This is a genomic window from Salmonella sp. SAL04214 (assembly GCF_046550615.1).
Taxonomy (GTDB): domain Bacteria; phylum Pseudomonadota; class Gammaproteobacteria; order Enterobacterales; family Enterobacteriaceae; genus Salmonella; species Salmonella enterica.
In genome coordinates, this window is record NZ_JBGDXT010000008.1 from 169,791 (window position 1) to 184,740 (window position 14,950).

Here is a 14,950-nt window from a genome sequence, read left to right on the forward strand (position 1 = left end):
AGATATACCAATGGCGCGTCTTAAAACTGCTCAGCCAAACTCCTCACTGCGTAAAATCGCAGTTGTAGTAGCCACAGCGGTTAGCGGCATGTCTGTCTATGCACAGGCGGCGGTTCAACCGAAAGAAGAAACCATTACCGTAACCGCAGCGCCTGCCGCGCAGGAAAGTGCCTGGGGACCGGCGGCAACCATCGCTGCAAGACAATCCGCCACGGCAACCAAAACGGACACGCCGATTCAAAAGGTGCCGCAGTCTATTTCTGTTGTTACCGCCGAAGAGATGGCGTTGCATCAGCCAAAGTCGGTTAAAGAAGCGTTGAGTTATACCCCTGGCGTTGCCGTGGGCACTCGTGGCGCGTCCAATACTTACGACTACCTGATCATTCGCGGTTTCGCCGCTGATGGCCAAAGCCAGAATAACTATCTGAATGGCCTGAAAATGCAGGGCAACTTCTATAATGATGCGGTGATAGACCCGTATATGCTGGAACGCGCGGAAGTGATGCGTGGTCCGGTTTCCGTTCTGTACGGGAAAAGTAGCCCTGGCGGTTTGCTGAATATGGTTAGCAAGCGCCCGACGACGGAGCCGCTGAAAGAAATTCAGTTCAAGATGGGTACTGACAGCCTGTTCCAGACTGGTTTTGACTTCAGCGACGCGCTGGATGAAGAGGGCGTATATTCTTATCGTTTGACCGGTCTGGCGCGTTCCGCCAATGCGCAGCAGGATCGCGCGGAAGAGCAGCGCTATGCGATTGCGCCAGCGTTCACCTGGCGTCCGGATGACAAGACAAACTTTACGTTTCTCTCTTACTTCCAGAATGAACCAGAGACGGGTTACTACGGCTGGCTGCCGAAAGAGGGAACGGTTGAGCCGCTGCCAAACGGTAAACGTCTGCCAACAGATTTCAACGAAGGGGCGAAAAACAATACCTATTCTCGTAATGAGAAGATGGTAGGGTACAGCTTCGATCATGAATTCAACGACACCTTTACCGTGCGCCAGAATTTGCGCTATGCCGAGAATAAAGTCTCGCAAAATAGCGTCTATGGTTACGGCGTTTGTTCCGATCCGGCAAACCGTGACAGCAAGCAGTGCGCGGCATTAGCGCCAGCGGACAAAGGTCATTATCTGGCTCGTAAATATGTTGTTGACGACGAGAAACTGCAAAACTTCTCCGTTGATACTCAGTTGCAAAGTAAATTTGCCACCGGTGAGGTGGATCACACGCTGCTGACCGGCGTCGACTTTATGCGTATGCGTAATGATATCAATGCCTGGTTTGGCTACGACGACTCCGTACCTCTGCTTGACCTCTATAACCCGGTGTACACTGATTTCGACTTTGCTTCGCGAGATCCAGCAACATCCGGCCCGTACCAGATTTTGAATAAGCAAAAGCAAACGGGTCTGTACGTCCAGGACCAGGCACAGTGGGATAAAGTCCTGGTAACATTGGGTGGACGTTATGACTGGGCCGATCAAGAGTCTCTTAATCGCACTACTGGCATCACATCTAAACGTGATGATAAGCAGTTTACCTGGCGTGGTGGTGTTAACTATCTGTTTGATAATGGAATAACGCCTTACTTCAGTTATAGTGAGTCGTTTGAGCCGGCTTCACAGACGGGAGAGAACGGGAAAATATTTGCACCTTCGAAAGGTAAGCAGTATGAAGCGGGGGTTAAATATGTACCGAATGATCGGCCGATAGTCATTACCGGTGCGGTCTATCAGTTGACCAAAACCAACAACCTGATGGCTGATCCGGCGGGGTCTTTCTTCTCGGTTGAAGGCGGTGAAATTCGCGCCCGCGGCGTGGAACTAGAAGCGAAAGCGGCGCTTTCTGCAAGCATCAACGTCGTGGGTTCTTACACCTATACTGACGCCGAATACACGACGGATACGACTTATAAAGGTAATACTCCTGCACAGGTACCAAAGCATATGGCGTCGTTGTGGGGCGATTACACTTTCTTTGATGGCCCATTGTCCGGTTTAACGCTGGGGACTGGCGGGCGTTTCACGGGGTCAAGCTATGGCGATCCGGCAAACTCCTTTAAAGTAGGGAGTTATACGGTTGTCGATGCATTGGTACGTTATGACCTTGCGCGCGTAGGCATGGCAGGCTCCAACGTTGCCCTTCATGTCAATAATCTGTTTGATCGCGAATACGTCGCCAGCTGCTTCCAGACCTACGGCTGTTTCTGGGGCGCAGAACGTCAGGTCGTTGCAACGGCAACCTTCCGTTTCTAATTTCTTTTTGGGCACGGCTTGCCGTGCCCGTTTTACAAGTTGGCTGCGATGCAGGAAAACCACATTCATTCCGATACCACCTTTGCGCTGCGAAGCGTCGCCTTTCGTGTGCCGGGCCGCACGCTTTTACACCCCCTCTCGTTAACGTTTCCCGCAGGTCGCGTCACCGGACTTATTGGCCATAATGGTTCCGGTAAATCCACGCTGTTAAAAATGCTGGGCCGCCATCAGCTGCCTTCCGAAGGGGATATTCTGCTCGACAATCAGCCGCTGGCGAGCTGGAGCAGCAAGGCGTTTGCCCGCAAAGTTGCCTATCTGCCTCAACAATTGCCGCAGGCGGAAGGAATGACGGTGCGCGAACTGGTGGCGATTGGCCGCTATCCGTGGCACGGCGCGCTGGGACGCTTTGGCGTCGCGGACCGGGAAAAAGTAGACGAGGCGATTACGCTGGTCGGCTTAAAACCGCTGGCGCATCGTCTGGTAGACAGCCTTTCCGGCGGCGAGCGCCAGCGCGCGTGGATTGCCATGCTGGTCGCGCAGGACAGCCGTTGTCTGCTGCTGGATGAGCCGACGTCAGCGCTGGATATCGCCCATCAGGTTGACGTGCTGGCGCTGGTGCATCGCTTAAGCCAGCAGCGCGGGCTGACGGTGGTTGCGGTGCTGCACGATATCAACATGGCGGCCCGCTACTGTGATTATTTAGTCGCGCTACGCGGCGGTGAAATGATTGCGCAAGGAACGCCTGCGGAACTGATGCGCAGTGAAACGCTGGAGAAGATTTACGGTATCCCGATGGGTATCCTTCCGCATCCGGCGGGCGCCGCACCTGTGAGTTTTGTGTATTAATGCGTGATTTATATCCTCTTACTCGCCGCCGTTTATTAACGGCGATGGCGCTCTCGCCGCTGCTGTGGCAAATGAATACGGCGCAGGCTGCCGCTATCGATCCCCGCCGGATTGTGGCGCTGGAGTGGCTGCCGGTTGAGCTGCTGCTGGCGCTCGGTATTACGCCGTATGGCGTGGCGGATGTGCCAAATTATAAGCTGTGGGTTAGCGAACCGCCGTTGCCGGATTCGGTGATTGATGTGGGTCTTCGCACTGAACCCAATCTCGAACTGCTGACGGAGATGAAGCCGTCGTTTATGGTCTGGTCGGCAGGGTACGGACCCTCGCCGGAGAAACTGGCGCGGATCGCGCCGGGGCGCGGGTTCGATTTTAGCGACGGCAAAAAGCCGCTGGCGGTGGCCCGACGCTCGCTGGTTGAACTGGCGCAGACGCTGAATCTGGAAGCTGCGGCAGAAAAACATCTGGCGCAATACGATCGCTTCATCGCCAGTCAGAAGCCGCATTTTATCCGCCGCGGGGGGCGTCCGTTACTGATGACGACGCTTATCGATCCGCGGCATATGTTGGTGCTCGGCCCGAATTGCCTGTTCCAGGAGGTGCTGGACGAGTATGGCATTGTCAATGCCTGGCAGGGTGAAACCAACTTTTGGGGCAGTACGGCGGTCAGCCTCGATCGGCTGGCGATGTATAAAGAAGCGGATGTGATCTGCTTCGATCACGGGAATAGCACCGATATGAACGCGCTGATGGCAACGCCGCTGTGGCAGGCCATGCCGTTTGTCCGCGCCGGGCGTTTTCATCGGGTGCCCGCCGTTTGGTTCTATGGCGCGACCCTCTCCACGATGCACTTTGTCCGCATCCTGAATAACGTGTTGGGAGGCAAAGCGTGAGCAGAAAACGTGAAATGCCGGATGGCGGCGCGAAAAACGCCTTATCCGACCTACGGTTCGGGTGCTTTGTAGGCCGGATAAGGCGAAGCCGCCATCCGGCGTTGCTGTTATTGGCGCTGTTTGTTGCCGCCTGCTGGCTGACATGGGTTAACTTCTCTGTTGCGCTACCGCGCAGTCAGTGGCAACAGGCTATCTGGTCACCGGATATCGACATCATTGAGCAGATGATTTTTCATTACAGCCTGCTGCCAAGACTGGCGATTTCGCTACTGGTGGGCGCGGGGCTTGGGCTGGTAGGCGTCCTGTTCCAGCAAGTATTACGTAACCCGCTGGCGGAACCGACCACGTTGGGCGTGGCGACCGGCGCGCAATTGGGGATCACGGTGACTACGCTATGGGCGATTCCCGGCGCGCTGACCACTCAGTTTGCCGCCCTGACGGGAGCCTGTATCGTCGGCGCGCTGGTGTTCGGCGTGGCGTGGGGCAAACGCCTGTCGCCGGTAACCCTAATCCTGGCCGGGCTGGTGGTCAGCCTCTATTGTGGCGCAATCAACCAGTTACTGGTGATTTTCCACCACGATCAGTTGCAGAGCATGTTTTTATGGAGCACCGGAACGCTGACGCAAACCGACTGGAGCGGCGTGCAGCGTCTGTGGCCGCAGTTGCTGGGCGGTGTGATGCTCACATTATTGTTGCTACGTCCGATGACGCTGATGGGGCTGGATGACGGCGTTGCGCGTAATCTGGGTCTGGCGCTGTCGTTAGCGCGTCTGGCGGCGCTGTCGCTGGCGATTGTGTTGAGCGCGCTGCTGGTCAACGCGGTGGGCATTATCGGTTTTATCGGCCTGTTTGCGCCGCTGCTGGCGAAAATGCTTGGCGCAAGACGTCTGCTGGCGCGCCTGATGCTGGCGCCGCTCATTGGGGCGCTTATTTTATGGCTATCCGATCAGATTATCCTTTGGCTCACCCGCGTATGGATGGAGGTCTCCACCGGTTCAGTGACGGCGTTAATCGGCGCGCCGCTGCTCCTGTGGCTGCTGCCGCGGCTTAAAAGCATGAGCGCGCCGGATATGAACGCCAGCGATCGTGTGGCGGCGGAGCGTCGGCATGTCCTCGCTTTTGCCGTTGCCGGTGGCGCGCTCTTGCTGCTGGCAACATGGGTCGCGCTCTCTTTTGGTCGCGACGCGCACGGCTGGACGTGGGCGAGCGGAACGCTGCTTGAAGAACTGATGCCGTGGCGCTGGCCGCGGATACTGGCGGCGTTAATGGCGGGCGTCATGCTGGCGGTGGCGGGCTGCATTATTCAGCGTCTGACCGGTAATCCAATGGCCAGCCCGGAAGTGCTGGGGATCAGTTCCGGAGCCGCGTTTGGCGTGGTGTTGATGCTGTTTTTGGTGCCGGGGAATGCCTTCGGTTGGCTACTGCCCGCCGGAAGCCTGGGCGCGGCGTCGACACTGCTGATTATTATGTTAGCCGCCGGACGCGGCGGTTTCTCGCCGCAACGGATGTTGCTGGCGGGGATGGCGCTCAGCACCGCGTTTACCATGCTGCTAATGATGCTCCAGGCGAGCGGCGACCCGCGGATGGCGGAAGTGTTGACCTGGATCGCAGGATCTACCTATAACGCCACTGGCGGGCAGGTTACGCGAACCGCGATCGTAATGGTGATTTTGCTGGCAATTGTGCCGTTGTGCCGCCGCTGGTTAACGATTTTGCCTCTGGGCGGCGATGCCGCGCGTGCGGTGGGCATGGCGCTTACGCCGTCGCGTATCGCGCTGCTGGCGCTGGCGGCTTGTTTGACGGCAACCGCGACGATGACCATTGGGCCGCTGAGTTTCGTTGGACTGATGGCGCCGCATATTGCGCGGATGCTCGGTTTTCGCCGGACGATGCCGCATATGGTCATCTCGGCGCTGGCAGGGGGCGTTTTACTGGTCTTTGCCGACTGGTGCGGCAGGATGGCGCTATTTCCGTATCAGATCCCGGCGGGACTGCTTTCAAGCTTTATTGGCGCGCCGTACTTTATCTATTTGCTACGTAAACAGAGCCGGTAAAAAAAGCTGTGCCACATTTATGTCGGGTGGCGGCCATGCTCAACCCGACCTACAAATTACACAATATCAATATGTTGTGGCAATATTTTGTAGACCTAAAAATAGCTGAACGCTATCAGCGTGCGAAAGCTGTCCTGTCACGTTTTATCGAGGGAACTCTGCTTGTATGTTCAGCAAGAAGCAGGTGTTATTTCTGTATCGATAAGTCATGTGCTATTTCAGTGGCGCGCCGCTGTCTCCTGAACAGGATGACTAATTTCAACATATCCAGGCCCGAAACGTTGATGATAAATTGCGGCATGATCTATCCAATAATAAGAATTACCGGTTTCGGTATTAAGCCTTTTTAAATATTAAGATGTGGATGCCGCATCTTTAATGCATCTCGTAAATCAATTTTAATTTAATAATAAATTTTCATTATAAAACTTCGATAATAAAATATTATTTTTTTATCGAAGTAATAAAAAACAACTCTATTAAAATAAATTAATTGCCACGAGTAAACAAAAAAAATGTAATTTAGCATTTTTTGTTTTTTTTAATGAAATTTATACCAAAAATAAATGTTACGCGTCATTGCTATATATTCAGTACTGTAATTCTGATCTTTTTTTATTCATTTTGACATGTTTATTGTTTTTTTGGCTCTCCCGTCTTGCTTGCTTTGTTTGTTTTTTGAACGGTAAAAATATTTATTATTTAATTCTGATAATCCTTTAAATAAAAAACGCTTGTCTTTGGGTTTTTAATGGAAAATACTTTGCCGCGCATAAGGGATGTTATTTATTAACGTGTTGTTTGCTTCTTTTGAATGTTGCATCGGGAATTTCATAACTCGTCATATAATATATATCTACCCATATAAACATGGGGTATTGAGTATAGCTCCGTGTGAATAGCGTAAAAATACTCACCAACTTTTAATAAGGATGAAAAATGAATACAGCAGTAAAAGCTGCGGTTGCTGCCGCACTGGTTATGGGTGTTTCCAGCTTTGCCAATGCTGCGGGCAGTAATACTGGTACGGTGACTTTTACCGGTACTATTGAAGATTCACCGTGTTCAATCGTGGTTGGCGACGAACACCAGACCGTTAACCTGGGCCATATCGGTACCGGTTCTCTGATGGGCGGTAAAGAATCTTCAAAAGTCGATTTCCATATCGGTCTGGAAAACTGCGCATTCACCACTGAGAAAGAAGCATCTACCGTTTTCTCTGCCATCGGTAACGAATCCAGCGCTAATCCGGGCAGCGTTGCGCTGATGCGCATCGGCGGCGGCGAAATGGCGGGTTCCAGCATTGTCATCGGCAACCACCTGGGTTCCGCGATCAAATTGGGCGACGCTTACAGCGAAAACCTGACGATGAACGGCAGCGTTGCGGCGGCGAAACAGACTCTTAACTTCAAAGCCTGGGTGAAAGGCGATTCCGCTGCCACCACTATCGATACCGGCGAATTCAGCAGCACCGTAAACTTCACGATCAGCTATCTGTAAGTGAAATATCATCCTGCGGCAGTCTGCCGCAGGATAATGCTCAAAGTAAAAAAATAGATTATATATTTCAGGGATAGATTGTCTGATGGCTCACTATAAAAAATTTCGTCTGAGCACGCTTGCGGCCGTGGTGGGTATTGTTCTGGCTGTCGGTCCGGAAAATAGCTATGCGGAAGCGCCCATTCAATTTAATACCCGATTTCTTGATGTTAAAGATGATGCCAGCCTGGATCTCTCCCGTTTTTCCCGTAAAGGCTACATTATGCCGGGGAGCTATCATCTCCAGGTGCTGGTCAATCAGAGTCAAATTGCCCAGGATAATATTATTACGTATTCCGTTGATAATAACGATCCTGATAACACCTATCCCTGTTTATCGCCTGAACTGGTATCGCTGCTGGGGTTAAAACCTGAAATAGCAGATAAAATGATCTGGATAAATGCCGGTCAGTGTCTGCAACCAGATCAACTGGAAGGGATGGAAACCCAAACGGATTTAAGCCAGTCAACGCTGACGGTGATTATTCCGCAGGCGTATCTGGAATACAGCGATGAAGAGTGGGATCCACCTTCCCGCTGGGATGAAGGGATTCCCGGCGTGTTATTTGACTACAACGTTAACAGCCAGTGGCGACATGCTGAACATGATGATGGCGATGAATATGACATCAGCGGCAACGGCACGGTGGGCGCCAACCTCGGCGCGTGGCGTTTGCGCGCGGACTGGCAGGCTAACTATCGTCACGAAAATGACAGCGAAGATAAAGACAACTTTGGCTCCAGTTCCGAACAGAACTGGGACTGGAACCGCTATTACGCCTGGCGGGCGATCCCGCAGCTCCGGGCGCAGCTAACGCTGGGCGAAGGATCGCTGGAATCCGATATTTTCGATGGCTTTAACTATGTTGGCGGCAGCCTTATCACCGACGATCAGATGTTACCGCCTAATCTGCGCGGCTACGCCCCGGATATATCAGGCGTGGCGCGCACCAACGCCAAAGTCACCGTGACCCAGCGCGGGCGGGTGATTTATGAGTCGCAGGTCCCGGCAGGGCCGTTTCGCATTCAGGATATTAATGAAACGGTATCCGGCGATCTACACGTCAAAATTGAAGAACAAAGCGGTCAGGTGCAGGAATATGACGTCAGCACCGCCTCCATTCCGTTTCTGACCCGTCCCGGCCAGGTGCGCTACAAGTTGGCCGCCGGGCGACCGCAGGACTGGGATCACAATATGGAAGGCGGCTTTTTCACCTCAGCCGAAGCCTCCTGGGGGATCGCTAACGGCTGGTCGCTGTACGGCGGCGCCATCGGCGAGCAGGATTATCAGGCGCTGGCGTTAGGACTGGGGCGCGATCTGGCGCTGCTGGGCGCGTTTTCCGTCGATGTCACCCATTCCCGTGCGACGCTGCCTGAGGGTAGCGCCTACGGCGACGGCACCATTCAGGGTAACTCGTTCCGTGCCAGCTACGCTAAAGATTTTGATGATATAGACAGCCGTCTGACGTTTGCTGGTTATCGCTTTTCCGAAGAAAACTACATGACGATGGACGAGTTTATCGATACGCATAATGACGATAACGATCGTCAGCGTACCGGCCACGATAAAGAGATGTATACCCTGACGTACAGCCAGAACTTTTCGGCAATAAACGTCAACGCCTATATCAACTACACCCATCGCACCTACTGGAATCAACCTAACCAGGACAGCTATAACCTGACGCTGTCGCACTATTTCGATGTCGGCGAGGTGCGCGGGATCAGTCTGTCGGTGAACGGTTTTCGCAACGAATATGACAATGAACGTGATGACGGCGTGTACGTCTCGCTCAGTATTCCGTGGGGCAACAACCGCACGCTGAGCTACAACGGCTCCTTTAGCGATGACAACAACAGCAATCAGGTCGGCTATTACGAGCGCATTGACGATCGCAATAACTACCAGATCAACGCTGGCCGCGCGGATAACGGCGCGACTCTCGACGGCTATTACCGTCATCAAGCGAGCTATGCCGACATTGACGTCAGTGCGAACTATCAGGAAGGCGACTATACCTCCGGCGGGCTGAACATCCAGGGCGGTGCGACGCTGACTGCTAAAGGCGGTGCGCTGCACCGCACCAGCGTCAACGGCGGCTCGCGGCTGCTGGTGGATGTCGGCGATGAAGCGAACGTACCCATCTCCGGCTACAGCACGCCGGTATATACCAACGCGTTTGGTAAAGCCGTCATTGTCGACGTCAACGACTACTACCGCAACCAGGTGAAAATCGACATTACCCAGTTGCCGGAAGACGCGGAAGCAACCCTCTCCATCGCTCAGGCGACCCTGACGGAAGGGGCGATCGGTTATCGCCGCCTGGAGGTGCTCAGCGGTAAAAAAGCCATGGCCAGTATCCGCCTGCGCGATGGCGGCACGCCGCCCTTCGGCGCGGAGGTTTACAACAGTCGCCAGCAACAGTTAGGGATCGTAGGTGAAGACGGCAGCGTTTATCTGATAGGCATTAACCCCGGCGAGCGGTTGCAGGTGACATGGGAAGGTAAAACGCAGTGTGAAGCGGCGTTGCCCGATCCGCTGCCGGGCGATCTGTTTAGCGGCCTGTTGCTGCCGTGCATCGGCGACGCTTCATCACCTGAGGCAACGCAGCCCGCAGAGAAACCATTACTCCAGCTTCATACGCAACGGCGGACGTCTTCAACGCAACCCGAAGCGCTCTCTTCTCGTTATCCAACACATTGATTCAGGAAATCGCATTCATGATGCCATTAAAACGTTATAACCTGACCGCTGTTTTGCTGCTTTTGCTGGGCGGCTACGGTAGCGCCCAGGCCGCCATCGCGCCCGATCGCACCCGCCTGGTGTTTCGCGGCGAAGATAAATCGATAAGCGTCGATCTGAAAAACGCCAACAGCAAACTGCCCTATCTGGCGCAGTCCTGGGTGGAAGATGAGAAGGGCGTCAAAATTACCTCACCTTTAATCGTCGTCCCACCGGTCCAGCGCATTGAGCCGTCGGCAATCGGACAGGTCAAAATTCAGGGGATGCCGGCGCTGGCGTCGCTCCCCCAGGATCGGGAAACCCTTTTTTATTACAACGTGCGCGAAATTCCGCCGCAAAGCGACAAGCCCAACACGCTGCAAATCGCCCTGCAAACGCGCATCAAAGTTTTTTACCGCCCGCAGGCGCTATCGAAAATCGATATGCAGCATCCCTGGCAATACAAGATCACCCTTCAGCGTCAGGGCAATGGCTATCAGGTGAGCAATCCGACCGGTTACTACGTGGTGTTAAGCAACGCCAGCAACCGCATGGACGGCACACCAGCCAGAGGCTTTAGCCCTTTAGTGATTGCACCAAAAAGCAACGTGACGCTGGGAGGGGACGCCAGTGAATTAGGTCGCTCGCCTGTGCTGACTTACGTCAACGATTATGGCGCGCGGTTACCGCTGATTTTTAACTGTACTGACAACAGTTGTGCGGTAGATGAAGCAAAAAGCAGAAAGTCGTAACCGACAAGGAGACGCAAGATGAGGCAATGGCGGTTACGGCTGGGCACGGTAACGTGTGCGGCCATGCTGAGTGCGGTCAGTATGCCGCTGGCAGCGGAAAGTAAGACGGTCAACATGACGCTGACGATAGTCGTTAATGCCGCGCCGCCCTGTACTGTGACCGGCGGTGAGGTGGAATTTGGCAATGTGTTGACGACGAAAGTGGACGGGGTGAATTACCGGCAGGCGGTGGGCTATCGCCTGAGCTGTAACGGCAGAGTGAGCGATTACCTGAAGTTACAGATTCAGGGGAATGCGGTGACTATCAATGGCGAGTCGGTATTGCAAACCGATGTCGATGGATTGGGTATCCGACTGCAAACCGCCACGGATGGCGCGCTGATTTCACCCGGCAATACGCAATGGTTGTCATTTCAATACAGCGGTGGCAGCGGTCCGGCCATTGAGGCAATTCCCGTCAAAAATAATGGCGTAACGTTAACAGGTGGCGCGTTTAACGCAGGCGCCACGTTGGTGGTGGATTACCAATGAAAAAAATAGTTTTGACGATGTTAATGGGGGGCAGCCTTGCCGCACAGGCAGCCGATAATCTTAAGTTTCACGGCACATTAATTTCACCGCCGAATTGTACGATTAACAATGATCAGACGATCGACGTTGAGTTCGGTAACCTGCTGATTAATAAAATAGATGGTACGCGTTATGCGCAGAATGTTCCGTATGAGATCACCTGTGATTCAACGGTGCGCGATGAGACGATGGCGATGACCCTGACGCTAAGCGGTTCCGTGAGTGATTTTAATCCGGCGGCGGTAAACACCAGCGTGGCGGGACTGGGGATTGAACTCAGGCAGAACGACCAACCCTTTACGTTGGGGTCCACCATTACGGTGAATGAACAATCGATACCTGTTCTGAAAGCCATACCGGTTAAAAAGAGCGGTGCTTCGCTGAAAGAAGGCGGCTTCGATGCGACGGCAACATTACAGGTGGATTATCAGTAATGGCTAAAAGACAGGCGTTATTACACGGCGCGGCCTGCATCCTCTGTGGGGCGCTGATATTGCCGGTCTCAGCGGCAGATAACCTGCATTTTTCCGGTAGCCTGGTGGCCAGTCCTTGCACGCTCACGATGCAGGGGACGGGGATTGCCGAAGTCAATTTTTCGTCGCTTGACAGTTCTGATTTCACTCCCGACGGCCAGTCTGCTCGTAAGCCTTTGGTGTTTGAACTCACGGATTGCGATTCGGCGCTGAGTAACGGGGTGCAGGTGACTTTCACTGGAACCGAAGCGACCGGAATGCGCGGTATCCTGGCCATCGATAGCCACTCAGGCGCTTCCGGGATCGGGATTGGTATTGAAACGCTATCCGGCGTTCCCGTGGGCATGAACGATGAAGAGGGTGCGATATTCACGCTGGTGACGGGGAATAACGCGCTAAGCCTGAATGCCTGGGTACAACGCCTTCCTGGCGAAGATCTGGTTCCGGGAACGTTCTTCGCAAGCGCACTAGTTACATTTGAGTATTTATGATGAGAAACATACAGATTTTATTTTTACTGTTGGCGGTCGTTTGTTGCCGTTCAATAGCGGCGGGACCCATGCTGAAAGCGACATTTTCAAGCACCACGATGTATTATGGTATTGGCCCTAATAGCGACAAATCTATTGTGGCGGAGGTGACGATAGCGACTCCGGAGGGAGTGTACTATGGCTCCTGGAACCTTTCGGGACATCGTAAAGGAGAAACGCTAACCGCAGACTCCTGGTCTGGGCCAGAACCTGCGCCGAAGGTTGTATTGAAGGATTTTGATAACACTGTTTCGCGATCTGCGTGCAAGAATCTTCCCTCGAACTGGAGGGGGTGTGGCTCTTTTACCCTGGAGATTACAGTACAAAGCGATGATTATGGTTGCCCCTGGCTGGCGTCGAGCCATATCGTTGCTACCGCTTTTATCACTAACGAAACGTATTCTCCGCCGGATACGCGCAGTTCAGTTTGCCCGAAAGTTCCCGTTGATACTTTTGATATCTCCTGGGATGCGAACGTTTCGAAACAGAAAACAACCCTCATGCTTGATGCCACCGGTGGCACGGTGAATCGCACGTTACATACCTATTTGATGGAGGGGGGAAAACTTTGCGATGGCAGCAAATTTGACAACCGTGGCGCTTATTGCCGTTTTGTCTCATCGGGTATTACGCTCAATGTGCTGGGCTGCGACCAGTCGAGCGTCACGACCAGCGCCGTTGATCATCCGATAACCGATGTTGAACTTCATGACATTAATGTGGCGGTGAACACCAGCAACATTGGCTCCGGGCAGTTCACGTCGACCTGTAGCTTTCAGTATATTATTGATGAGCTTTAGGTTGTCTGGTGCGGTTCAGGCTAACCTGCGATGGACCAAAAAAAGCCGGGTGGCGGCTTCGCCTTACCCGGCCTATGTTGTTTCTGGACGTTCTCTTTTACAATTTCGCAAACACCCGACGCGCGGCGTCAATAGTATTATTAATGTCGTCCATGCTGTGTGCGACCGACATAAAGCCCGCCTCAAACGCCGATGGCGCCAGATACACGCCTTCCTCCAGCATCAGGTGGAAGAAACGCTTAAAGCGTTCCACGTCGCACGCCATCACGTCCTGATAGCAGGTTACGCTCTCAGCGTCGGTGAAGAAAATCCCGAACATGCCGCCGACATGGTTAACCACCAGCGGAATATTCGCTTCTTCGGCAGCTTCCAGCAAACCTTCCGCCAGACGGGTGGTGAGCTCATCCAGCGTTTCATGAATGCCGGGTTGGGCGACTTCATTCAGGCAGGCGAAACCGGCCGCCATCGCAATCGGGTTGCCGGAAAGGGTGCCAGCCTGGTAAACCGGGCCCGTCGGCGCCAGCGCATCCATTACATCGCGACGACCGCCAAACGCGCCTACCGGCATCCCGCCGCCGATGATTTTACCCAGACAGGTCAGGTCAGGCACGACGCCGTAGTAATCCTGGGCTCCGGCCAGTGCTACGCGAAAACCGGTCATCACTTCGTCGATAATCAGCAGTGCGCCGAACTCATCGCACAAGGCGCGCAGACCGGGCAGAAATTCCGGCAGCGGCGGGACGCAGTTCATATTGCCCGCCACGGGTTCGACGATGATACAGGCAATTTCCTGCGGATATTGTTCAAACGCCGCGCGCACTGATGCCAGATCGTTATAAGTGCAGGTCAGCGTATGTTTCGCGAAATCTGCCGGCACGCCCGGCGAGTTCGGCTGACCAAGCGTCAGCGCGCCAGAACCGGCTTTGACCAGCAGGCAGTCTGCGTGGCCGTGGTAGCAGCCTTCGAATTTGATAATCTTATCGCGGCCAGTAAAACCACGCGCCAGGCGAATCGCGCTCATGGTCGCTTCGGTGCCGGAGTTCACCATGCGCACCATGTCCATGGTCGGCACCAGGTTGGTGACCAGTTCCGCCATTTTCACTTCCATTTCGGTTGGCGCGCCGAAGCTTAAACCGCGCTCCGCAGCTTCGATCACCGCATTGCGGATAGCCGGATGGTTATGCCCCAGTACCATTGGCCCCCAGGAACCGACATAGTCGATATACGCTTTGCCATCGACATCATAAAGATACGCGCCGTCCGCTTTTTCGATAAACAGCGGGGTGCCGCCCACGCCAGTGAAGGCGCGAACAGGGGAGTTCACGCCGCCGGGGATCAGCTCGCGGGCCGCGCTATAGAGATTTTCAGACTTACTCATGGAAAGATTCCTGGTTCGTAGAAAAAGTGAATACCCGCTATTCTAAGTTATTCAGAGAAGGTTATGAAAGTTTTACGCATTTGAAACAATACGATTTGCAGGGGATTTTCGCGGCGTTGGCGAGTAGAATGCCGACTTTAGA

General features: G+C 53.8%; 12 protein-coding genes. 11 read left to right on the forward strand and 1 reads right to left on the reverse strand.

Annotated features, from left to right (window positions below):
• Positions 1-10 precede the first annotated feature (10 nt).
• The 11 genes from fhuA (at position 11) to stfH (ending at position 13,430) form a co-directional block, all read left to right on the forward strand.
• Positions 11-2,254, forward strand: coding sequence for a ferrichrome porin FhuA (gene fhuA / locus ACLJQD_RS15155; protein WP_000113212.1), 2,244 nt, complete (start codon positions 11-13; stop codon positions 2,252-2,254).
• 48 nt (positions 2,255-2,302) lie between these two features.
• Positions 2,303-3,100: a Fe3+-hydroxamate ABC transporter ATP-binding protein FhuC gene (gene fhuC, locus ACLJQD_RS15160; RefSeq protein WP_017441529.1), complete on the forward strand. Its 798-nt coding sequence runs from the start codon at positions 2,303-2,305 to the stop codon at positions 3,098-3,100.
• Complete coding sequence (gene fhuD, locus ACLJQD_RS15165) at positions 3,100-3,990, forward strand: Fe(3+)-hydroxamate ABC transporter substrate-binding protein FhuD (RefSeq protein ID WP_001205360.1); 891 nt, start codon at positions 3,100-3,102, stop codon at positions 3,988-3,990. The genes fhuC and fhuD overlap by 1 nt, the downstream gene beginning before the upstream one ends.
• Positions 3,991-4,004: 14 nt before the next feature.
• Positions 4,005-6,044, forward strand: a complete 2,040-nt coding sequence (gene fhuB, locus ACLJQD_RS15170; protein ID WP_093976777.1) for a Fe(3+)-hydroxamate ABC transporter permease FhuB — start codon at positions 4,005-4,007, stop codon at positions 6,042-6,044.
• Between the two features lie 939 nt (positions 6,045-6,983).
• Positions 6,984-7,544, forward strand: coding sequence for a fimbrial major subunit StfA (gene stfA / locus ACLJQD_RS15175; RefSeq protein ID WP_001090554.1), 561 nt, complete (start codon positions 6,984-6,986; stop codon positions 7,542-7,544).
• A gap of 85 nt (positions 7,545-7,629) precedes the next feature.
• The gene (locus ACLJQD_RS15180) at positions 7,630-10,287 is read left to right on the forward strand and encodes a fimbrial biogenesis outer membrane usher protein (protein ID WP_017441527.1); all 2,658 of its coding nucleotides are present in this window, start codon (positions 7,630-7,632) and stop codon (positions 10,285-10,287) included.
• A 17-nt stretch (positions 10,288-10,304) separates the two neighbouring features.
• Positions 10,305-11,057, forward strand: coding sequence for a fimbrial chaperone StfD (stfD, locus tag ACLJQD_RS15185; RefSeq protein ID WP_017441526.1), 753 nt, complete (start codon positions 10,305-10,307; stop codon positions 11,055-11,057).
• A gap of 18 nt (positions 11,058-11,075) precedes the next feature.
• Positions 11,076-11,588, forward strand: a complete 513-nt coding sequence (locus tag ACLJQD_RS15190) for a fimbrial protein (RefSeq protein WP_001647824.1) — start codon at positions 11,076-11,078, stop codon at positions 11,586-11,588.
• Entirely contained in the window at positions 11,585-12,061 is a 477-nt protein-coding gene (gene stfF, locus ACLJQD_RS15195) for a fimbrial minor subunit StfF (RefSeq protein WP_000725074.1), read from the forward strand. The genes ACLJQD_RS15190 and stfF overlap by 4 nt, the downstream gene beginning before the upstream one ends.
• Complete coding sequence (locus ACLJQD_RS15200; protein WP_001129321.1) at positions 12,061-12,591, forward strand: fimbrial protein; 531 nt, start codon at positions 12,061-12,063, stop codon at positions 12,589-12,591. Before stfF ends, ACLJQD_RS15200 begins: the two co-directional genes overlap by 1 nt.
• Positions 12,591-13,430: a fimbrial adhesin StfH gene (stfH, locus tag ACLJQD_RS15205; RefSeq protein WP_023139565.1), complete on the forward strand. Its 840-nt coding sequence runs from the start codon at positions 12,591-12,593 to the stop codon at positions 13,428-13,430. Before ACLJQD_RS15200 ends, stfH begins: the two co-directional genes overlap by 1 nt.
• A 97-nt stretch (positions 13,431-13,527) precedes the next feature.
• Here the strand turns inward: stfH and hemL are convergent, their stop codons facing one another.
• Positions 13,528-14,808, reverse strand: a complete 1,281-nt coding sequence (gene hemL / locus ACLJQD_RS15210) for a glutamate-1-semialdehyde 2,1-aminomutase (RefSeq protein ID WP_000045249.1) — start codon at positions 14,806-14,808, stop codon at positions 13,528-13,530.
• Between the last annotated feature and the right edge of the window lie 142 nt (positions 14,809-14,950).